The 20,861-nt window shown below is 63.4% G+C and carries 14 protein-coding genes; 12 read left to right on the top strand and 2 right to left on the bottom strand.

Annotated features, from left to right (window positions below; all coding sequences use genetic code 11):
• Positions 1-295: 295 nt before the first annotated feature.
• Genes bcsQ through M5B99_RS06395 form a run of 9 tightly spaced genes read left to right on the top strand, consistent with a single transcriptional unit; the run spans position 296 to position 14,949 of the window.
• Positions 296-1,381 carry a cellulose biosynthesis protein BcsQ gene (gene bcsQ, locus M5B99_RS06435; protein ID WP_248803246.1) on the top strand — a complete coding sequence of 362 codons (1,086 nt, stop codon included), beginning with the start codon at positions 296-298 and terminating at the stop codon, positions 1,379-1,381.
• A complete protein-coding gene (gene bcsA / locus M5B99_RS06430; protein ID WP_248803245.1) occupies positions 1,378-3,639 on the top strand; it encodes a UDP-forming cellulose synthase catalytic subunit in 2,262 nt (753 codons plus the stop codon). Before bcsQ ends, bcsA begins: the two co-directional genes overlap by 4 nt.
• Entirely contained in the window at positions 3,636-5,942 is a 2,307-nt protein-coding gene (bcsB, locus tag M5B99_RS06425) for a cellulose biosynthesis cyclic di-GMP-binding regulatory protein BcsB (protein WP_248803244.1), read from the top strand. Before bcsA ends, bcsB begins: the two co-directional genes overlap by 4 nt.
• Positions 5,939-7,120, top strand: coding sequence for a cellulose synthase complex periplasmic endoglucanase BcsZ (gene bcsZ, locus M5B99_RS06420; protein ID WP_248803243.1), 1,182 nt, complete (start codon positions 5,939-5,941; stop codon positions 7,118-7,120). The genes bcsB and bcsZ overlap by 4 nt, the downstream gene beginning before the upstream one ends.
• Positions 7,102-10,989: a cellulose biosynthesis protein BcsC gene (locus M5B99_RS06415; RefSeq protein WP_248803242.1), complete on the top strand. Its 3,888-nt coding sequence runs from the start codon at positions 7,102-7,104 to the stop codon at positions 10,987-10,989. The genes bcsZ and M5B99_RS06415 overlap by 19 nt, the downstream gene beginning before the upstream one ends.
• Positions 10,990-11,008: 19 nt before the next feature.
• Positions 11,009-11,695, top strand: coding sequence for an SGNH/GDSL hydrolase family protein (locus tag M5B99_RS06410; protein ID WP_248803241.1), 687 nt, complete (start codon positions 11,009-11,011; stop codon positions 11,693-11,695).
• Entirely contained in the window at positions 11,692-12,369 is a 678-nt protein-coding gene (locus tag M5B99_RS06405; protein WP_248803240.1) for a cell division protein FtsQ, read from the top strand. The genes M5B99_RS06410 and M5B99_RS06405 overlap by 4 nt, the downstream gene beginning before the upstream one ends.
• 19 nt (positions 12,370-12,388) lie before the next feature.
• Complete coding sequence (locus M5B99_RS06400) at positions 12,389-13,804, top strand: MBOAT family O-acyltransferase (RefSeq protein ID WP_248803239.1); 1,416 nt, start codon at positions 12,389-12,391, stop codon at positions 13,802-13,804.
• Positions 13,804-14,949 carry an alginate O-acetyltransferase AlgX-related protein gene (locus tag M5B99_RS06395; RefSeq protein WP_412548694.1) on the top strand — a complete coding sequence of 382 codons (1,146 nt, stop codon included), beginning with the start codon at positions 13,804-13,806 and terminating at the stop codon, positions 14,947-14,949. The genes M5B99_RS06400 and M5B99_RS06395 overlap by 1 nt, the downstream gene beginning before the upstream one ends.
• A gap of 55 nt (positions 14,950-15,004) precedes the next feature.
• On the opposite strand, the gene M5B99_RS06390 is transcribed toward M5B99_RS06395, so the two are convergent.
• Both M5B99_RS06390 and M5B99_RS06385 read right to left on the bottom strand, forming a co-directional pair.
• Positions 15,005-16,606, bottom strand: a complete 1,602-nt coding sequence (locus M5B99_RS06390) for an alkaline phosphatase D family protein (protein ID WP_248803237.1) — start codon at positions 16,604-16,606, stop codon at positions 15,005-15,007.
• A gap of 19 nt (positions 16,607-16,625) precedes the next feature.
• Positions 16,626-17,180 carry a GNAT family N-acetyltransferase gene (locus M5B99_RS06385; RefSeq protein ID WP_248803236.1) on the bottom strand — a complete coding sequence of 185 codons (555 nt, stop codon included), beginning with the start codon at positions 17,178-17,180 and terminating at the stop codon, positions 16,626-16,628.
• Positions 17,181-17,369: 189 nt separating this feature from the next.
• Here M5B99_RS06385 and M5B99_RS06380 point away from each other — a divergent pair, with 189 nt between their 5' ends.
• Genes M5B99_RS06380 through M5B99_RS06370 form a run of 3 tightly spaced genes read left to right on the top strand, consistent with a single transcriptional unit; the run spans position 17,370 to position 20,834 of the window.
• Entirely contained in the window at positions 17,370-17,777 is a 408-nt protein-coding gene (locus M5B99_RS06380) for an ExbD/TolR family protein (protein ID WP_218225620.1), read from the top strand.
• 2 nt (positions 17,778-17,779) lie between these two features.
• A complete protein-coding gene (locus M5B99_RS06375) occupies positions 17,780-18,529 on the top strand; it encodes an energy transducer TonB (RefSeq protein ID WP_248803235.1) in 750 nt (249 codons plus the stop codon).
• A gap of 25 nt (positions 18,530-18,554) precedes the next feature.
• Positions 18,555-20,834 carry a TonB-dependent receptor gene (locus M5B99_RS06370; protein ID WP_248803234.1) on the top strand — a complete coding sequence of 760 codons (2,280 nt, stop codon included), beginning with the start codon at positions 18,555-18,557 and terminating at the stop codon, positions 20,832-20,834.
• Positions 20,835-20,861 lie beyond the last annotated feature (27 nt).

Below are 20,861 nucleotides of genomic sequence, written 5' to 3'. Positions count from 1 at the left end.
GGGCGCCTAATCTATTGGACCCACGCGCCATTGTCACGGCTCAACCGGTCAGCGGTCTCGGAAGGGGGGAATTTGCCAGTGAAATGAAGGTGTTGAACTTGCTCGCCAATTTATTGACGAGCGTCAGTTTTTATTTGATAAAAATCTATTGGACAACAAAATAATGACGCTATCAAATTGATACTGCGTGGGGAGGGAGCAATCCGGGAATAATGGGCAATGGAATGTACAGCTAGACGTGTGCTTGTCCCCTTACATTTTTGAGTTGAACCTAATTGTACGAAGGGATACCTACATGCACCGTTCAGATGACATTGCGAATCTGTTCAATCGATTCGGGGGGAGTGTCGAGAGCTACCGGGAGATCGAGCCCAGCTACGACTATATCGAAGACACAATGCCTGTCGTGTCCGAAGTCCCCGTGTCGGCGCCGCCGGCTCTCAGCCTTGCCCCCCAGCCCGCTGAACCCTTGAGTGTTATCCCGTCTTCCTCCAGGGTGCACAGCGGCTCCACGCCGTTGAGCCGGCTGCTGGGGGAAATCGAACAACAACGCGGTGGCGTTTCTAGCGTGCAGTCTGTTGAGCAGGGTGTGCCAAAGCCCAAGGCCAAGGTCGTTGTCGTGGTTTCGGCCAAGGGTGGGGTGGGCAAGAGCACCCTGGCCGCGGCCTTGGCCTGCGCGATCAAACGTTCGGGCGGGCGTACGCTCGCGCTCGACCTGGACCCGCAAAATGCCTTGTGCCTGCACCTGGGCGGCAGCGAGGACTGGCCAGGTCTCGCCCGGTCCGAGAGTGCCGGCGAAGACTGGCAGCCGCTGATCCGCAACGGCTTTTCCGGTAGCCGTTGCCTGGCCTATGGCGTGGTCGGCGAGCCGCAGCGCCGGAGCCTGGAACAGCGCCTGGAAAACGATCGTCTCTGGTTGGTCCGTCACCTGGCGCACCTGGCCCTGGATGAGCAGGACACGTTGGTGATCGACACCCCGCCAGGGGCAACGGTCTACCTGGCCCAGGCGCTGGAAATCGCCGATGTGGTACTGGGGGTGACCCTGGCCGATGCGGCCGCCTACACCAGCCTCAATCAGCTGGATCGGCTACTCGCGCCCTATCTGCAACGGGAAAACCCCGCGCAATACAAAGTCGTGATCAACCAGTTGGACACGTCTCGCCAGTTCAGCCTCGACCTCTGCGAAGTGCTGAAAAAAAGAACAGGAAATCAGCTGTTGGGGGTGATCCGCCAGGATCATTTCATCAGTGAAGCCTTGGCGTACGACCGTAATCCGCTGGCGCATACCCCAAGCACCCGAGGTTGCCAGGACGTCCTCGACCTCACAGGTTCGCTGTGCGAACTGCTCATGTACGGTACGCCAGAGTCCTCTTTGTCATGACCCGCGATCCCAACCTCACGCCCCATCTCCCAGGGCGCTCGGAACTGCGCCTCAACGCTTGGCTGGAGCGTTTCAACCAATGGCCGGGGGCGCTGCGCAAGGCGCTGATCGCGGGCATTTCGCTGATTGGCGGGCTGTTGCTGATCAGCATCGTCAGCGCACCGCTGGACCTTTACAGCCAGTGCCTGTTCGCCGCGCTGTGCTTCGGCCTGGCCTTGCTGGTCAAGCGCATGCCGGGGCGCTGGCCGATCCTGTTGCTGATCGTACTCTCGCTGGTCGCCTCGTTGCGCTACATGTACTGGCGCTTGACCGAGACCCTCGGTTTCGAAGGCTGGCTGGATATCGCCTTCGGTTATGGCCTGGTGCTGGCGGAGATCTACGCCCTGGTGGTGTTGGTCTTCGGTTATGTGCAGACCGCCTGGCCCCTGCGCCGTCGCCCGGTGCTGCTGACCGGCGACCCCAGCGAGTGGCCGACGGTGGATGTGTTCATCCCCACCTACAACGAAGCCTTGAGCATCGTCAAGCTGAGCATCTTCGCCGCCCAGGCGATGGACTGGCCCAAGGACAAGCTGCGGGTACACGTGCTGGACGATGGTCGTCGCGACGAGTTCCGGCGGTTCTGCCAGAGCATCGGCGTCAACTACATCACCCGTGACAACAATGCCCACGCCAAGGCCGGCAACCTCAATGCCGCCCTCAAGGTGACCGATGGCGAGTACATCGCCATGTTCGACGCCGACCATGTGCCGACCCGTTCCTTCCTGCAGATCGGCATGGGCTGGTTCCTCAAGGACCGACAGCTGGCAATGTTGCAGACGCCGCACTTTTTCTTCTCCCCGGATCCGTTCGAGAAAAACCTCAAGACCTTCCGCGCCGTACCCAACGAAGGCGAGTTGTTCTACGGGCTGGTGCAGGATGGCAACGACCTGTGGAACGCCACCTTCTTCTGCGGCTCCTGTGCCATCCTGCGGCGCCAGCCATTGGAAGAAATCGGCGGCGTGGCGATTGAAACCGTTACCGAGGACGCCCACACCGCCCTCAAGCTCAACCGCGCCGGCTACAACACTGCTTACCTGGCGATTCCCCAGGCCGCGGGCCTGGCCACCGAAAGCCTGTCGCGGCATATCAGCCAGCGTATCCGCTGGGCCCGAGGCATGGCGCAGATCTTCCGCCTGGACAACCCGCTGGTGGGCAAGGGCCTCAAGCTCGGCCAACGGATCTGCTATGCCAACGCCATGCTGCACTTCTTCTATGGTCTACCGCGCCTGGTGTTCCTGACCGCGCCCCTGGCTTACCTGATCTTCGGTGCGCAGATCTTCCACGCCTCGGCGCTGATGATCACCGCCTATGTGCTGCCGCACCTGTTCCACTCGAACCTGACCAACTCCTGCATCCAGGGGCGCTTCCGCCACTCGTTCTGGAACGAGGTCTACGAGACGGTGCTGGCCTGGTACATCATGCCACCGGTGCTGATGGCACTGATCAAGCCCAGCTATGGCGGTTTCAACGTCACCGACAAGGGCGGGATCATCGACCAGCAGTTCTTCGACTGGAAGCTGGCCCGGCCCTATATCGTCCTGCTGGTGCTGAACCTCACCGGGCTCGGTTTTGCCGTCCACCAATGGATCTGGGGCGATCCCGCCACGGCGATCACGGTGCTGATCAACGCCCTGTGGACCCTCTACAACCTGATCATCACCAGCGCCGCCGTGGCGGTGGCCAGTGAGTCGCGACAGATCCGCGCCGAGCCGCGGGTCAGCGCCGAGTTGCCGGTCAAGGTCGAATTGCCCGATGGCACCCCGGTATATGGCGTGACCCAGGACTTCTCCCAGCGCGGGCTGGGCATCAAGCTGCCCGTGGGTACCACGGTCACGGCCGGTGAGCGGGTACGGGTGACGCTGTTCCGCAGCGCCGCGACCTGCGAGTTTGACACCACGGTGGTGTTCAGCAAGGGCCAGTACCTGGGCGCGCTGTTCGATCCGCTGACCTTGCGCCAGCAAAGCGAACTGGTGCGCATGACCTTCTCCCGTGCCGACACCTGGGCCACCAGTTGGGGCAGCGGCAAGCTCGACACGCCGCTGTCGGCCCTGCGCGAGGTCAGCGCCATTGGCCTGATCGGCCTGGGCACGTTGCTCAAGGCGCTGTTGCTGCCGGCGCGCCGGCGCCCGGCCGATCAACCGACGCCTGTTCGCCAAGCCGCACCGGCCAGAAAAAACGCTCCTTTGAACCCGCTCGTACCTCTTATGGATAAGTCATGACCCCTACACCGTTGACCCGTAGCGCCCTGCGTTGCACTCGTCGTCCGCTCATGCTCCTGGCTTCGTCCGCACTGTGCCTGGGGGGGCTGGTTCATAACGCCTGGGCCGAGACCGCTGCGACGCCGCCCGTGGTGCCGGCGAATGTCGCGCCACAACCGCCGGCCGGCAGTTACAGCCACAGCCTGAGCCTCAAGCAACTGGGTCGCCTGGACACCATGAACCTGCAAGGCGTGGAAGCGGCCGACAGCGTCAGCTTCAACGTCCGCGCCGACGAGGTGGTCAACAGTGCGCAACTGCTGCTGCGCTACAGCTACTCGCCGGCGCTGCTGGCCGACCTGTCGCAGATCAACGTGCTGGTCAACGATGAAGTGGCCGCCAGCCTGGCGCTGCCCAAGGACGGTGCCGGCAAGCCGCAAGAGCAGGTGGTGAATATCCCGGCGCACCTGATCACCGAGTTCAACCGCCTGCGCCTGCAATTCATCGGGCACTACACCATGCAGTGCGAAGACCCGCAGCACAGCAGTCTGTGGGCCAAGATCAACAACAGTTCGCAGCTCGAACTCAATGTGTCGCCGATCCCGCTCAAGGACGACCTGTCGATTCTGCCGCTGCCGTTTTTCGATCGTCGCGACTCGCAGCCCTTGAACCTGCCGTTCGTGTTTGCCAAGGCACCGGATCACGCCGCCCTGGAAGGTGCCGGTGCGCTGTCGTCGTGGCTGGGTGCCCTGGCGGCTTATCGTGGTGCCAGCTTCACCAGCAACGTCGGGCAATTGCCGGACAAGGGCAACGCCATTGTTCTGGTCGAGAGCAAGGACGCCGTGCAACTGGGCGGGCTTGCGATTGCCGCGCCGAAGGGGCCGACGGTGACCCTCGTGACCCATCCCGGTGACCCCCATGCCAAGCTCCTGATCGTCGCCGGTCGCGACGGCGCTGAACTCAAGCTCGCGGCCTCGGCCGTGGCCTTGGGCAGCAAGGCGCTGGAAGGCAACAGTGTGCTGATCGAGCATCTTGATTCGCTGAGCCCACGCAAGCCCTATGACGCGCCCAATTGGCTGCCGTCCGATCGTCCGGTCAAGCTCGGCGAACTGCTCGATCCCAAGCTGCTCAGCGTGTCCGGCTACAATCCGGGTTCCATCAGCATACCGTTGCGCCTGCCGCCGGACATGTTCAACTGGCGTGAAGAAGGTGTCCGGCTGGACTTGAAATATCGCTACACCCCGCAGCAGGAGTCGAGCAACTCCTCGTTGCTGGTGAGCCTGAACAACACCTTCATGAAATCGATGCCACTGCCTTCGATGAAGAGCCTGGGCGGTGCTGAAAGCCTGCTGACACTGCTGCAGAAAGATGAAAGCCTGCCCCGCGAATCCGTCGTCCGCATCCCCCTGGGGGCCGCCGGCGCGCAGTCGCAATTGCAGTTGCGTTTCATGTTCGACTACATCAAGCAGGGCGAATGCCGCGACATCATCATCGACAATATGCGCGGCCTGATCGACCCGGATTCGACCCTCGACCTGACCGGCTACAACCACTACATCGCTTTGCCGAACCTGGGCGTGTTCAACGACAGCGGTTTCCCGTTTACCCGCCTGGCCGACCTTTCGCAGAGCGCCGTGGTGCTGCCCGACGGTAGCGGGCCGGCGGAGTGGGGCGCCTACCTGACCGTGCTCGGTCGCTTCGGCGACTCCACCGGCTACCCGGCCACGGCCGTGCAGGTGGTGGACGCCGCGCAGGTGCAGTCGGTCAGTGACAAGGATCTGCTGGTGCTCGCCTCGGGCGACAACCAGCCATTGCTCAAACAGTGGATCGATCGTTTGCCGGCCGCCGTCTCCGGCGACAACCATCGCTTCTCGCTGTCCGACCTGACCTTGCGCGCGCGCCAGTGGATCAGCCCGGACCCCGCGGCCAACCAGCGCAAGCCGACCTTGAACGTGAGCTACAGCGGTCCCCAGGGCAGTACCTACCTGGCCGGTTTCGAGTCGCCGCTCAAACCGGGTCGCAGCGTGGTGGTGATTGCCAGCGGCAAGCCTGAAGGGCTGGCCGAGGCCACGGCCGCGATGATCGGCGGCGACGCCTACAAGGACAGCCTCCAGGGCAGCCTGGCGGTGGTGCAGGGCAAGGAGATCACGTCCCTGGTGGCCGACGAGCAGTATTACGTCGGTGAGCTGAACCTGTTCAAGCGCGTGCAATGGCTGTTGTCGCAGAACATGCACTGGATGCTGCTGGTGACCGTGGTAGGCCTGTTGCTGGTGGCCAGCCTGCTGTACCTCGCCCTGCGTGCCCGTGCGAAGAAGCGTCTGTCATGATTCTGCGTCGAACCTTGTTGTCCCTGGCGCTGCTGGTGCCGCTGGCCGCGCAGGCCGAGTCCTGCTCGCTGCAGAACTGGCCGCTGTGGAAAAACTACGCCGAGCGTTTCGTGCAGAAGGACGGGCGCATGCTCGGTTCGAGCATGGACCCCAACCAGAGCAGCTCCGAAGGCCAGGCCTACGGGATGTTCTTCGCCCTGGTCGGCAATGATCCGCTGACCTTCGAGGAGCTCTGGCACTGGACCCGTGACAACATGGCCGGGGCCAATATCGCGCAGAACCTGCCCGGCTGGCTGTGGGGCCCGACGCCCAACGGTACCTGGGGCGTGATCGACACCAACTCCGCCAGCGATGCCGACCTCTGGATGGCTTACTCGCTGCTGGAGGCCGACCGCCTGTGGCACAAGCCCGAGTACCGCACGGATGCCCAGCGGATGCTGAGCAACCTGGACAAGACCCTGGTTCGCAACATCCCGGGCCTGGGCAAGATGCTGTTGCCGGGCCCGGTCGGCTATGAGCATCCGGACCAGCTCTGGCGTTTCAACGCCAGCTATACGCCGATCCCGTTGTTGCGCCGCTTCAGCCAGGAGAGCCCGTCCGGGGCCTGGAAGGAGATCGCCGAAAGCACCGCGAAGATGATCGCCGACAAGAACATGAACCGCTTCGGCTTCGTGCCCGACTGGGTCGGTTACCGCGGCACGGACGTCAACAAGGGCATGTTCGTGGTCGACAAGTTCACCTCGGCCCAGGGCAGCTACGACGCCATCCGCACCTACCTGTGGGCCGGCCTGACCTCGCCCGCCGATCCATTGGCCAAGCCGATCCTCGACAACCTCGATGGCATGGCCCAGTCCGTTGCCTCCACCGGCGTGCCGCCGGAAAAGGTCCAGGTCGTCACCGGCGTCACCGAGGGCATCGGCCCGTACGGCTTCTCCGCGTCACTGGTGCCGTACCTGCGGGCCAAGGGCCTGCCGTTGCTCGCCGACCAGCAGCAGCGCATCGTCGACGAGGCCATCGCGCACTACAGCAATCCGGCCGATCCGGCCTACAGCCAGCACCAGTATTACCACGTGATGCTGAGCCTGTTCTCGTTGGGCTGGAGTGAAAAACGTTATCAGTTCAACAAGGACGGTACCTTGAAAGTGTCCTGGGAGGCTCCATGCGCCAGCAAACCCTAGCCCTGGCGGTGTGTGCCGCGCTGGCGGCCATGCCTGGCCTGGCCGCCGAGACCGGCAACCCGCAGTCGCTGCTGATCCAGCAGGGTTACTACTGGCAGGCCAAGGAGCATCCCGACCGGGCCGCCGAGGCCTGGAGCAAGTTGTTGAACCTGTCCCCCGAGCAGCCTGACGCGCTCTATGGCCTGGGTCTGATCGACCTGCAACACAAGCGCCTGGACGGTGCCCGCCGGTACCTGGCCCGCCTGCAGGCGATCAAGCCGCTGCCGCGCCTGGCCTTGCAGCTGGAACAGGACATCGCCCTGAGTCCGGACGACAAGCAGCAACTGCTGGAAAAGGCCCGTGAACTGAGCGATGCCGACCAGCGCGACAAGGCGGTGGCGGTCTATCGGCAACTGCTCGATGGTCATCAGCCGCAAGGCTTGATCGCCCGTGAGTACTACAACACCCTGGGCTTTTCCACCGGTGGCTGGCCCGAGGCCCGGGTGGGTCTGGAACGGCTGCGCCGGGAACGTCCCGACGATGCGATCCTTGATCTGTTCCTGGCCCTGCACCTGGCGCGCAACCCCGACAGTCGCCCGGAAGGTATACGGGCCCTGGCGCGGCTGTCGCATAACCCGGACATCGGCGGCAATGCCGATGAAACCTGGCGCTTCGCCTTGCAGTGGCTGGGCCCGCCCTCCCGTGACCAGGTGTCGTTGTTCCAGCAGTATTTGCAGGCACACCCGGACGATAGCGAGATCCGCGCGCTGATGGACAAGGGCATCGCCCAGGGCCGTGGCGGTGCCGGCTGGCAGCGTGACCCGCAGGTGGCCCGTGGCCTCAAGGCCCTCGATGCCGGCGATATCGCTGCTGCCGAACAGGCGTTGCAGGCCCGTCTCAAGGAACGCCCCAACGACTATGACGCCCTCGGTGGCATGGGGATCGTGCGCCAGCAACAGAAGCGTCTGGGCGAGGCCGAAAACTACCTGGTGCAAGCCACCCGCCTGCCGGGCGGAGCACAGTGGAACGCGGCCCTCGAGGATGTGCGCTACTGGATCCTGCTGGACCAGGCCGGCGATGCCCAGCGCGCGGGGCGGCAGAGCCAGGCCCGCGCACTGATCGAACAGGCGATCGCCAAGAATCCCGCCGAGCCGGCCGGCCCCACGGCCCTGGCCAACTGGCAGTCCCAGGCCGGACAACTGGATGCCGCCGAAGCCGGTTACCGTCAGGTGCTGGCACGCACGGCGAATTATCCGCAGGCCCTCGCCGGATTGATCAACGTACTGTCGCGGGCCGGCAAGTCCGATGAGGCGTTGCGCCTGATCGATGGCCTGTCGCCGGCGGACCAGGCACGCCTGGCGCCCACGGTGAAAATTCGCGCCCTGCGCGCCATCCAGCTGGCCAAGCTGGCCGAACGTCGCGGCGATCTGGCGGCGGCGCAAAAGGCCTACAAGGAAGCCCTGGCCGACGACCCGAAAAATCCCTGGACCCGCTTCGCCCTGGCCCGCGTCTACTTGCGCGACGGCCAGACCCAGGTGGCTCGGGATCTGATCGACGAGCTGCTCAAGCAGCAACCCGACCAGCCCGACGCGCTCTACACCAGCACCTTGCTCTCGGCCGAGCTGGGTGAATGGACCAAGGCCCAGCGTACCTTGTCGCGGATTCCAGCGGCCAAGCGCAGCAGCGACATGAATGACATGGAACTGGATATCCGCCTGCATATCCAGACCGAGCTGGCGGTGGACGTGGCCCGCCGCGGCCAGCGCCAGGAAGCCTGGGCGCTGTTGTCGCGCTGCGAGCCGCTGGCCGGGCAGAAACCCGAGCGTGTCGCGGTGCTGGCCTCCGCCTACGCCGAAGCCGGCAATCCACAGCAGGCCGTGAGCCTGATGCGCCAAGTGCTCGACCACTCAGCGTCGACCCCCGACCTGCAATTGCTCTATGCCGGGGTGCTGCTCAAGGCCGATCAGGACGCCCAGGCCAGTGAGATCCTGCGGGACCTGCAGGGCAAGCCGCTGAACGAGACCGCCGGCAAGCGTTATGCAGACTTGCTGTTCCTCTATCGGATCAAACAGGCCGATGAGTTGCGGGAAAAGAACGACCTGGTGGCGGCTTTCGACATGCTCTCGCCGGCCCTCAAGCAACGGCCCAACGACAGCCAGGCGGTGTCGTCGCTGGCGCGCATGTATGCCGCCAGCGGCAACACGCAGAAGGCCCGGGAGCTTTATGAGCCGCTGATCAAGGCCGACCCGGGCAATGCCAAATTGCAGCTGGGCCTGGCCGATATCGCCCTGCAAGGACGCGACTTCGACCTGGCCGAACAGTCGGTGAAAAAGGCCCTTGAACTGGAGCCCGGGGTACCGCAGACCCTGACCGCTGCCGCGCGGATCTATCGCGGCATGGGCAAGACCGGTGAAGCCGGCAAGCTGTTGCGCAAGGCCATCGAGATCGAAGACAGCCAGCGCCAGGAGATCTACGTGGCGGCGGCTCCGCAAGCCCCGGCGCAGTCGGCCAACCCCTTTGTCGGCTTGCCCGGGCAACGCCGGGAGGCGACCGTCCTGGCGTCGTCGAACCTGGTCCCGCCGCCGATCAATGCCTCGGTCGTGGGCCTGGGTTCAGGCCTGGGCATCGGCGACGGCGAGGCGGTACCGACAGCGGTCGAGCGCAGGAACGGTGTCGCGGTCAATCCGTTGGGCAATGTCTACGCTCGCGAAAGCACCTCGCGCCCGGCGTTGAGCCCGGCGCAGCAGGCCTTGAACGAGATCGTCGAAGACCGCACCGGCTATGCCGTCCAGGGCCTGACCGTGCGCAGCAACAATGGCGAAAAAGGCTTGAGCAAGCTGACGGATGTCGAAGCCCCCTTCGAAGTCAGTGTGCCGGTGGGCGATAACAGCGCCAGCATGGCGTTGCAGATCACCCCTGTGTCGCTGTCCGCCGGCAGCCCGGGCAATTCCGCCCAGGCGCGTTTCGGTGCCAGTGGCCTGGACCCGGTCGGCTCGCAGACCGCCAACGGTGTCGGAGTGGCCGTGGCCTACCGGGACAAGGAGCAAGGCCTCAAGGCCGATCTCGGGGTCAGCCCGGTGGGCTTCCTCTACAGCACGCCGATTGGTGGCGTCAGCCTCAACCGCCCCTTCGACGGCAATTCCGACTACCGCTACGGCGTGAGTGTGTCACGCCGGGCGGTCACCGACAGCGTGACTTCCTTTGCCGGGTCTCGCGATCCACGTACCGGCGACAAGTGGGGCGGCGTCACGGCCAATGGCGTGCGCGGCGAACTGAGCTACGACGACCAGCAAGTCGGCGCCTATGGCTATGGTTCGGCGCATGTGCTGCTGGGCAACAACGTCGAGTCGAACAACCGCTTCGAACTGGGCAGCGGTGTCTACTGGTACCTGCGCAATGCCCCCGACAGCATCCTCACCCTGGGCCTGAGCGGTTCGGCGCTGACCTATGCCAACAACCAGGACTATTTCACCGTGGGCCACGGCGGTTACTTCAGCCCGCAGACTTTCTTTGCCCTGGGCGTGCCGATCAGTTGGTCGCAACGCACCGAACGCTTCACCTACCGGATCAAGGGCTCGGTGGGCGTCCAGCATATCGGCCAGGACAGCGCCGAGGTCTTCCCCGGTAACAGCGATCTGCAACCACGGGCCACGGCGGCCGGGCTGAGCGGTTACGGCAGCGAGAGCAAGACCGGCGTCGGTTACAGCCTCAATGCGGCCGGCGAATACAAGTTCGGTTCGAGCTTCTTCCTCGGCGGCAGCGTGGGCGTGGACAACTCCAGCGATTACCGCCAGCTCAGCGGTGGTGTGTACCTGCGCTACACCTTCGAGGACATGACCGGGCCGATGGCCCTGCCGGTCAGCCCTTTTGGCTCCCCCTATTCGAATTGATGCAACGAGGAATTGATTGATGGCTTCTTCCGTACTGGCTGGTTTGACGTTGCTCGTGATTGGCGAAAGCCATATGAGTTTCCCCGACTCGCTGATGAACCCGCTCTACGACAACCTGACCCAGCAGGGCGCCCAGGTCCACGCCATCGGTGCCTGCGGCGCCAACCCGGCGGACTGGGTCACGCCCAAGCTGAAACTCGATTGCGGGGCGACTCGCGAGCCGGGCGAAAAGATCAAGGTGATGAGTCGCGGCACCCTCGATACGCAGCCGATCAAGGACGTGATCGCCAAGGACAAACCGGACCTGGTGGTGCTGATCATGGGCGACACCATGGCCTCCTACAAGACCACGCCGTTTCCCAAGGTCTGGGCCTACCAGAGCGTCACCGCGCTGACCAAGCAGATCGCCGACAGCGGTGCCAAGTGCGTGTGGGTCGGCCCGGCATGGGGCAAGGCCAACGGCAGCAACACCAACGAAAACCAGTATGGCAAGAACCAGGTCCGTACCCAACTGGTGGCGGGCACCCTGGCCAATATGGTCGCGCCGTGCACCTATATCGACTCGACGAAGTTTTCCAAGCCCGGCGAGTGGACCACCTCCGACGGCCAGCACTTCACCATCGCCGGCTACAAGTTGTGGGCGGCGGCCATCGGCAAATCACTGAACGAGCTGCCCGCCGCGGCAGTGAAAGGAGCTGCGAAGTGAAACGGATTTTCCATGCCGTTGGCGCCCTGGCCGGCCTGGCCCTGAGTGCCAGCGCCTTCAGCGGACCGATTGCCCTGTATCCCACCGGCCCGTCCCAGGACTCGGCCTACCTGCGTTTCGTCAACGCGGCTGACACCCCCCTGGAACTGACCCCCGAAGGGGCAACCACCAGCTTGAAACTGGAGAAGGGCCAGGTGGTCAGCGGCTTTATTCCGGTGTCCGGCGGGCAACCGATCAGGGGCAGCTTGAGCCGCGACGGCAAAAGGGTGGCCCTGGACGTGAAGGTCAACGCCGGTGATTTCGCCACGGTGTTCGCCCTGGCGGATGCGCAGCAAGGCATTCGGCAAGTGGTGGTCAGCGAAGCCTTCGATATCCCCAACCAACTCAAGGCCTCGCTGGCATTTTTCGATGCCGACCCGGCTTGCACTGACGCACGGGTCAACCTGGCCGGGCGCGACGTCGATCTGTTCCAGAAGGCGCCCGTCGGCAATCCCCGGCGCCAGGAGCTGAACCCGCGGGCCTCGTTGGCGGTGCAGTTGGTCTGCGCCGGCCACCCGGTGGGTTCGGCGGTCGAGCTTGGCGCACTGGAGGCGAACAAGCGCTACAGTTTGTTATTACTGCCTTCGTCGACGGGGCCGCGCCTGATTACCGCCACGGATAGCTTGTCCAACTGAATCGGAAGCGCCCGTTGCCATGGTTTTCGCCTCGCTTGAATTCCTGACGCTGTTCCTGCCAGTGTTTCTGCTGGTCTATGCGCTGGCCCGACCGGGCTGGCGTAACGTCATCCTGCTGATCGGCAGCTGGCTGTTCTATGGCTGGCTGAGCCCGTTGTTCCTGTTCCTGCACATGGTGTTGACCCTGCTGGCCTGGGTCGGCGGGCTGCTGGTCGACCGCTCGCGGGAAGATTCGCGGGGACGGATACGGTTGTTGATCGCGCTGATCGCGATCAACACCGTGGTGCTCTGCTGGTACAAGTACGCCAATATCTTCGCCGCGACCTGGAACCAGTTGATCACCTATTACGGCGCCATGCCCATGGACTGGCAACGGGTGGCCTTGCCGGCGGGGTTGTCATTTATCGTCCTGCAGGCGATCTCCTACCTGGTGGATGTGCATCGGCATGTGGTGCCGGTGGAGCGCAGCTTCATCAACTATGCCACCTACATCTCCATGTTCGGCCACTCGATTGCCGGGCCCATCATTCGTTATGACTGGGTTCGCCGGGAACTGAACCAGCGCTATTTCAACTGGTTCAATTTTTCCCTCGGCGCGCGCCGGTTCATGATCGGCCTGTGCATGAAAGTACTGGTGGCCGACACCTTGTCGCCGCTGGTGGACGTGGCCTTTCACCTGGACAACCCGTCCTTTGTCGACGCCTGGATCGGTTGCCTGGCGTATTCGCTGCAACTGTTCTTCGACTTCGCCGGCTACAGCGCCATGGCCATCGGCCTGGGATTGATGCTGGGTTTTCACTTTCCGGAAAACTTCAATCGCCCGTACCTGGCCTACAGCATCCAGGACTTCTGGCGGCGCTGGCACCTGTCATTGTCCAGTTGGCTGCGCGACTACCTGTACATCGCCTTGGGCGGCAATCGCAAAGGCGTGTGGAAAACCTATCGCAACCTGTTCCTGACCATGGCCATCGCCGGGCTTTGGCATGGCGGTGACAGTTGGAACTACCTGCTCTGGGGCTCGGCCCATGGCGTGGCCTTGTGCGTCGACCGGGCCTGGTCGCGCTCCAGCCTGCCGGGCCTGCCGCTCTGGGCCTGTCATGTGGCCACGCTGTTGTTCGTGTGCCTGGCCTGGACGCTGTTCCGCTCGCCGGACTTCGCCACGGCCCTGAGCATGTATGGCGGCCAGTTCGGCCAGCACGGTTTTGCCCTCGGCGACGCCCTGGCCGTGACCTTGCGCCCGGTGCATGGATTGGCGGCGTTGCTCGGGCTGGCGTGCATTCTTGCGCCGCTGTTGCAGCCCCGTGTGGAAAGACGCTTCGCAGGCAGCGAGCTGTTCGTGTTGGCTGCGGCCCTTTGGCCCGTGCTCGGGTTCACCCTGTCGTTCGCTCTGATCGCCAGTCGTGAAGCCGTGCCCTTTCTGTACTTTCAATTCTGATGAACCAGCCAACGCAATCCCCGTCCGTTGCCCCGACGCCGCCTAGCGCACTGGCGATGCGCGCCAGTCCCCTGGCGGGCGTGGTCTTTACCCTGTTCCTGGCGCTGGGGGCCTTGTCCTGTGTCTGGTTGATGATCAAGGGGTCGATCGAGTTCGTGCCCAAGGTGGTGACGCCGGACATCCTCCTGCATGGCGAGATCACCCACCGTTTCGCCAAGACTCTGTCGGATGCGCCGCTGCCCAGACAGGCGGCCGACCTCGAGCGCGGCGGCAGTTGGTTGATCGACGGCGACCTCGGGGCGCGGGTGCGCGGGGGGTGTCCGGGCTGGTTGTTCCTCAGTGATGAGTTGCGCCTGAACCGCAATGCGGCGGCCAATGCCCAGGCCAAGGCCCAGGCGGTGCTTGATTTGCGCCAGGCATTGAACAAGCGCGGTATTGAATTGCTGGTGGCGGTGGTGCCGGACAAGAGCCGCATCGTGGCGGCGCAGTTGTGTTCGATCAGGCGTCCGACTTCATTCCAGCCACGGATTGCCACCTGGTTGACCGGGCTGCAAGGCGCGGGCGTGGCGGTGGTGGATCTGACGCCGAACTTGCAGGCCCTGGGCGAGGGCGCTTTCCTGCGCACCGATACCCACTGGAGCGAGGCCGGAGCCAAGGCGGCGGCGGGGCGGATTGCCGAGGCGATGAGAGCCTTGAAGTTCAGTGCGACGCCGCGCAAGAGCTATGAGTTGAATACGCAAGCCAGTGCCGTACGACCGGGTGACCTGGTGCGTCTGGCGGGGATCGACTGGTTGCCGTTGGCGTGGCAGCCCAAGGCCGAGAGCGTGGCGGCGACGCAGGTCAAGGAGAAGGCTGACGCGACGGCCGGCGAGAACCTTGACGATCTGTTTGGTGATGACAATCTGCCGAACACCGCGTTGATCGGTACATCGTTCTCGCGCAACTCGAATTTTGTCGGTTTCCTGGAGGCGGCGGTGGGGGCGCCGGTGGGTAATTTTGCCAAGGATGGTGGGGAGTTTTCCGGGGCTGCGAAAGCCTACTTCGACAGCCCGGCGTTCAAGCAGACACCGCCGAAGTTGCTGATCTGGGAGATCCCGGAGCGGGATCTGCAGACGCCCTATGACGGCAATGTGCGGTTGCCTTGAGCCAGGTATGGCAGCGCTCTGATGGCCGGCGATGAACGATAACGCTTTCCCCGGGCTAAAGCGCAATCGCCCCGGCCCGCCCGCTCTCCACCACGAACTGCTTGAGCGTCGAGACGCTGGCATTCACATCCCGGGGATCGGAGATCACCCGGAAGCTCGTCAGCATCTTCTGCTCCTGCACCTCGACCGATACGTAGCCACGCTGGCGACTGTCGAAAAAGCGAACATGTGGGTTGAGCGGCAACACGCCGTTGAACAACTCGAACGGCGGCCCGTCGGAGGTCACCGATGTGCCGACAAACTCCGTCGCGACGACCTTCGACTCCGGATCGCCCGAGCGCGCATGCAAGTCCGTGGTCCAGAACGAATGAATGTCCCCGCCCCAGAACACCGGATTGCTCACCCGGGTGCGCTCGATGGACGCCAGCACCCGATCCCGCGTCGCCCCATAGCCGTCCCAGCCATCGGTCCAGTGTCCCAGCTCGTGCGTGGTCGGATTGCGTTGTATCAGTGGCGCCACCAGCAGGTCCTGGGCAATCACGTTCCAGCGGGCTTTCGAGCGGGCAAAGCCCTGTTCCAGCCAGGCCTCCTGTTCCCAACCGAGCAGGGTGCGCTTCGGGTCGCCAAGATCGGCGCAATCGACTGCCGCGACATGCCCCTGACGGCTGCGATTGGGTGTAATGCACGGCTGTTCCGAGCGGTACTGACGGCCATCGAGGATATGCAATTGCACCAGCCGGCCGTAGTCGAGTCGTCGATAGACCCGCATGTCCGGCCCCTTGGGCAGGCTGCTGGCGCGCAGCGGCATATGTTCATAGAAAGCCTGATAGGCCGCGGCCCGCTGGCGCAGGAAATCGCGGGTGGAAATGGCCGGATCCTGTGACCACTGGTTCGCATAGTCGTTCTGCACTTCGTGATCGTCCCAGGTCGCGGCGCAGGGCGCGCAGGCATGCAGGGCCTGGAGATCGGGGTCGGTCTTGTAGAGGGCGTAGCGGTTGCGATAGCCAGCGAGGTCGACGGCATTGCCGGCGCCATGGGGGCGGATGATCTTGCCCGAATCGGCGGCGTAGGAGCTGTCGTAGATGTAGTCGCCAAGGAACAGCACCAGGTCCGGTTGTTCCGCCGCCAGGTGCCGGTAGGCGCTGAAATAGCCGCGCTCCCAATGCGAGCAGGAGACGAAGCCCAGGCGCGCCGGCGTCATGGCCGTCAGTGCCGGGCTGGTCCGTGATTGCCCCACCGGGCTTTGCGCGCCCAGCCCTTCGAACTGATACCAGTAGGGCCGTGCGGCTTCCAGCCCGGCGACCTCGACGTGTACCGAATGGGCGAAGCGCCGGTCGGCCAGCACCTCGCCCTGTTTCACGATGCGGGTCATCGCCGCGTCGCTCGCCACCCGCCAGCGTACCGGCACCGGCTTGCTCAGGCCACCGCTGCCGTCGGCGGTATTGAACAGCGGCGCCAGCCGGGTCCAGATGACAAAGCCATCAGGCAGCGGATCCCCTGAAGCCACCCCGAGGGTGAAAGGGTAGTCGACGCCCGCGCTGCGGGCGAAGGGACTGAGGATCGACAACACGGTCGCTCCGGCCAGCCCGGTGATGATTCGGCGGCGGTCCTGGTCGACCCTGGGTTCGCCTTCGCTCGGTACAACCTTATTGTTCATGGGCACGGCTCGCGGATGATCAGGTAAGAGATTGCCAATGGTTACGCAACAGCCCATACAGCAGCATGTCTTCGTAGACGCCATTCTTGAGAAAGGCGCCTTTCAGACAGCCTTCGTAGCGCAGTCCGGCTTTGTCCAGGACCCGTGCGGAGGCTTTGTTGCGCCTGAAACAGTGACCGGCAATGCGCTGCAACTTCCGCTCGACAAAGCCGTGCTCGAGCATCGCGCCGACCGCTTCGCCGGCATAACCACGGTTGCGATGCTGCGCCCCGATCCAATATCCCAGGTGCGCGCTGTCATGGGCCGGTGAAAATCTCAGGTTGATAACGCCGATCAGTTCACGACTTTCACTCAAATGAATACCCAGTCCCATCAGACGAGCGGAGCGGTATTGCTCCTCCTGATCGGCAATGAATTCCCGTGCATGTTCGACGGTGTAAGGCGAGGGGAGCGCCCCCGTGTTGCTGGCGATTTCCGGTTCATCCGCCAGCCACGCCAACGTTTGCGCCTGCTCCGCCTGCAAGGGCATCAACAGTAGGCGTCGGGTGTTCAGGTGAGGTAAGGCGACACTCATGATGGGCGGTCCGTCCAATCAAATTTTGCAAGACTGTACCAACTTTGTGTCCTCTTCATTACATAGATAAATTTACTGTGTAACAGCTTGTAAGGCCCGATTTAGAGCCTTTAAATCGTAAATTAATGTTAACCGTTCGGTCATTTTTCGTTGCTAGCTTGGCGCCCCTAATCGAATGAGGGCATCGGAATGAGAACCTGGGACGAACCCAAAAAGCGTAAGGCGCACATCGAATTGATCCCCATGATCGACGTGATGATGTTCCTGTTGGTGTTCTTCGTACTGGTGAGCCTGAACGTGATTCCGGCGCTGGGCATGAAGACGCAATTGCCGAGCGCGAGCAGTTCGCAGCAACTCAAGCCACAGAACAAATTCATCCTCACCCTGGGGCTTGCCGGCCAGTTGCAACTCGACGGCAAGGACATTGCCGTGGACGCGCTGGTCTCGGCGCTCAAGGCGGCGGAGAAGCCGGATACCAAGTCGACGATCATCGTCAACAGCGACAAGGGCGTGGAAGTCGCGCGCCTGGTGGAAGTCATGGACACCTTGCGTCTGGGTGGCTTCACCTCCGTCTCCATTGCCACGCGTAAGTCCTGACCATGTACGTCCTGTTCCGAGTCCGTCAGTTGCTGGGCAGCGTCCCGGCCATCGTGGCGCTGGTGCTGATTGCCATGGGCATCCAGTCCCAGCCGCTGAAGGTCCAGCCGGTGTACGACGAGTCGGCGGTCGAGCTGGCGCTGGTCGAGCCGGAGCCCGAACCCGAGCCTGAACCGGTGGTTGCGCAAGAGCCGCCACCGCCGGTGATCGAGGACGAGGAGGCCGAGCCCGCGCCGCCACCGCCGCCACCGCCCAAGCCACTGCCCAAGCCCGAACCGAAACCTGAGCCCAAGCCCAAGCCCAAGCCGAAACCCGTGCCCAAGCCACAGCCGGTGGTTGCCAAACCGGCGCAAACCCCGCCGGTCGCGGCCCGGCCCGCCACCGAGCCGGTGGTCGCCCGTACACCGGCACCGGCCGCGCCACCACCGCCGCCGAAAGTTGACGGCCAGGCTCTGGAAGGCGGCTACCTCAAGGGCCTGCGCAACGAGTTGGATACCTACAAGCAGTACCCCACCGGACGTCAGGCCTCCCTCGAACGCCCCAGTGGCGAGGTGGTGGTCTGGTTGCTGGTGGACCGGCAGGGCCGTGTCCTCGACTCCGGGATCCAGACCCCGGCGCCGAGCATGCTGCTCAACCGTGCGGCAACCAACAGCCTGCATCGCATCAAGCAGGTCAAGCCTTTCCCTGAGCAAGCCTTTGGCGGACGCAACGAGCAACGCTTCACCGCCACCTTCAACTACAGCGTGCAATAAAGCACCGACAAGCAGGAATACAGTGATGAGGTTCTCAAAGATTCACCTGGCAATGATTGCCGCGAGCATGAGCCAAGGTGTCGCGTTGGCGGACAGTAACGACAGTGACGTCGGTACCATCGGTGTCCAGGGAAAGGCGACCGTGGGTGGCGGTTACATGGTCCAGGAGGAGAGCATCAAGGGGCGCTCCACGGTGACCAAGGAAGCGCTGGACAAGCAGACCGCGACCGGCAATGCCATCGACAAACTCAAGTACACCCCGGGCCTGAACATCTCCAGTGAAGACGCCACCGGCCTGGGCAGCTTCCGCTTCACCATGCGCGGACTCAACTCCGACCAGGTGGGCATGTCCATCGACGGCATGCCGATCAACGACTCCGGCAACTACGCCTTGTACGCCAACCTGCTGGGCGACCCGGAAAACATCGACCAGATCTTCGTCACCCAGGGCTCGTCCGAGGCCGACGGCCCGCACATCGGTTCCAGTGGCGGCAACATCGGCGTGGTGACCATTCGCCCGACCAAGGAAACCGGGGCCTTCGTCAAGCAAGTAGTCGGCAGTCATGCCACCACCAAGACCTTTGCCCGCCTCAACACCGGTGAGGTCAACGGCCTGAGCAACTGGCTGTCGTTCTCCCACACCGAAGGCCAGAAATGGCGCGGCAACGGCGCCGAGCGTGCCGACAAGGTCGAGTGGAACAGCTTCTTCGACATGGGCGGCGGCAACACCGCGAACCTGATCCTCAAGTACCACGAGCAGGAAAACGCCAGCTACAGCCAGCTGACCAAGGCCCAGTTCCAGAAGTACGGGCGCACCTATGACCCGTATCCTTCGACCCCGGCCCTGGGCAGCAACGGCAAGATCAGCAGTTATGAAGGCCTGGCACTCAACCCGTTCCAGACCTTCACCGGGGTGCTCAACACCCAGTTCAAACTGGCCGACAACCTGTCCCTGTCGGTGATCCCGTATTACTACTGGGGTAACGGCAGCGGCGTCGGCAGCTCGGCCTATGCGCTCAACCGCGGCTCCAACGTCGGTGGGGTCTTTGACCTGAGCAACCTGCCGACCGCCGCCCAGTACAACGCCGACGGCCAGCCGAACACCGGCGTCTACTACCGGCCTTCGCGTACCCAGACCTGGCGTCCGGGTATCACCACCAAACTGAACTGGGACCTGGACAGCCACAGCCTGCAGTTCGGCTACTGGTATGAGCGTGCGCGCCAGAGCCAGACCCAGCCGTTCATCCGTCTCAAGCAGAATGGCAAGCCGGAAAGCATCTGGCCGGATTCCGATTATGTGGTCGATGCCAACGGCAACACCGTTCAGGGGCGCGACCGCTTCACCGTGACTCCGGCGCAAAAAGTCTGGGCCCAGGACACCTGGTACTTCGCCCCGGACTGGACCCTGGTGGCGGGGCTGGCCTACATGAATGTCGAGCGTGACGGCAGCAACCACGGCAGCATTACCGAAAAGGCGGAAAAGCGTCACCAGACCTACAACAAACTGCTGCCCAACGCCGGCCTGAAATACCAGCTCGACGAGCATGACCAGTTGTTCTACAGCCTGTCGCGCAACATGCGCGTGCCGCAGAACTACGTGTTGTATGACCAGGGAGCGGGCTCCATCGACTCCAAGCCGGAAACCAGCTGGAACCACGAGCTGGGCTGGCGCTACACCGAACAGGACATGACCGTCGCGGCCACCCTGTTCTACATGCAGTTCGAGAATCGCCAGGTGTCATCCAAGGACATCAACGGCGATTTCGCCGATATCAACGCCGGCAGTGTCGACAACAAGGGCCTGGAGCTGGAGTGGAGCGGGCTGCTGCCGCACAACTTCAACTTCTATACCTCCTACACCTATACCCGTGCCGAGCAGAAGGACAACCTGACCGTCTACAACGCCGGTAAGGCGATCCTGCTGCCGACCGCCGGCAAGCAGTTCGCCAACGTGCCGAAGAACATGCTGGCGGCCAATATCGGTTATGACGACGGCCTGTTCTACGGCACCTTCGGTGGCAAATACACCAGCAAGCTGTATGGCGACCTGACCAACGACGAAGCCATCTCCGGACGCACCGTGTTCAACCTCGGCGCGGGTATCTACCTGCCGGTGGACAAGAAGGTGGTCAAGAGCGCGACCCTGCGCCTGAACGTCGACAACCTGTTCGACAAAAAGTACCTGGACGGCGTGTACACCACCAAGACCAACTCGGCGAGCTACAGCGGTTTCCGCGATGGCGACCCGGCCTACATCGTTGGCCTGGACCGTACGGTGACCGTGTCGCTGGAAGCGAATTTCTGATGTTTGTCCCACGCCTATTATCGACCG

This window comes from Pseudomonas sp. MWU13-2100, assembly GCF_023242365.1.
Lineage (GTDB): Bacteria > Pseudomonadota > Gammaproteobacteria > Pseudomonadales > Pseudomonadaceae > Aquipseudomonas.
The sequence above is the reverse complement of the archived record's forward strand: the minus strand, read 5'-3'. Positions and strand labels throughout refer to the sequence as shown.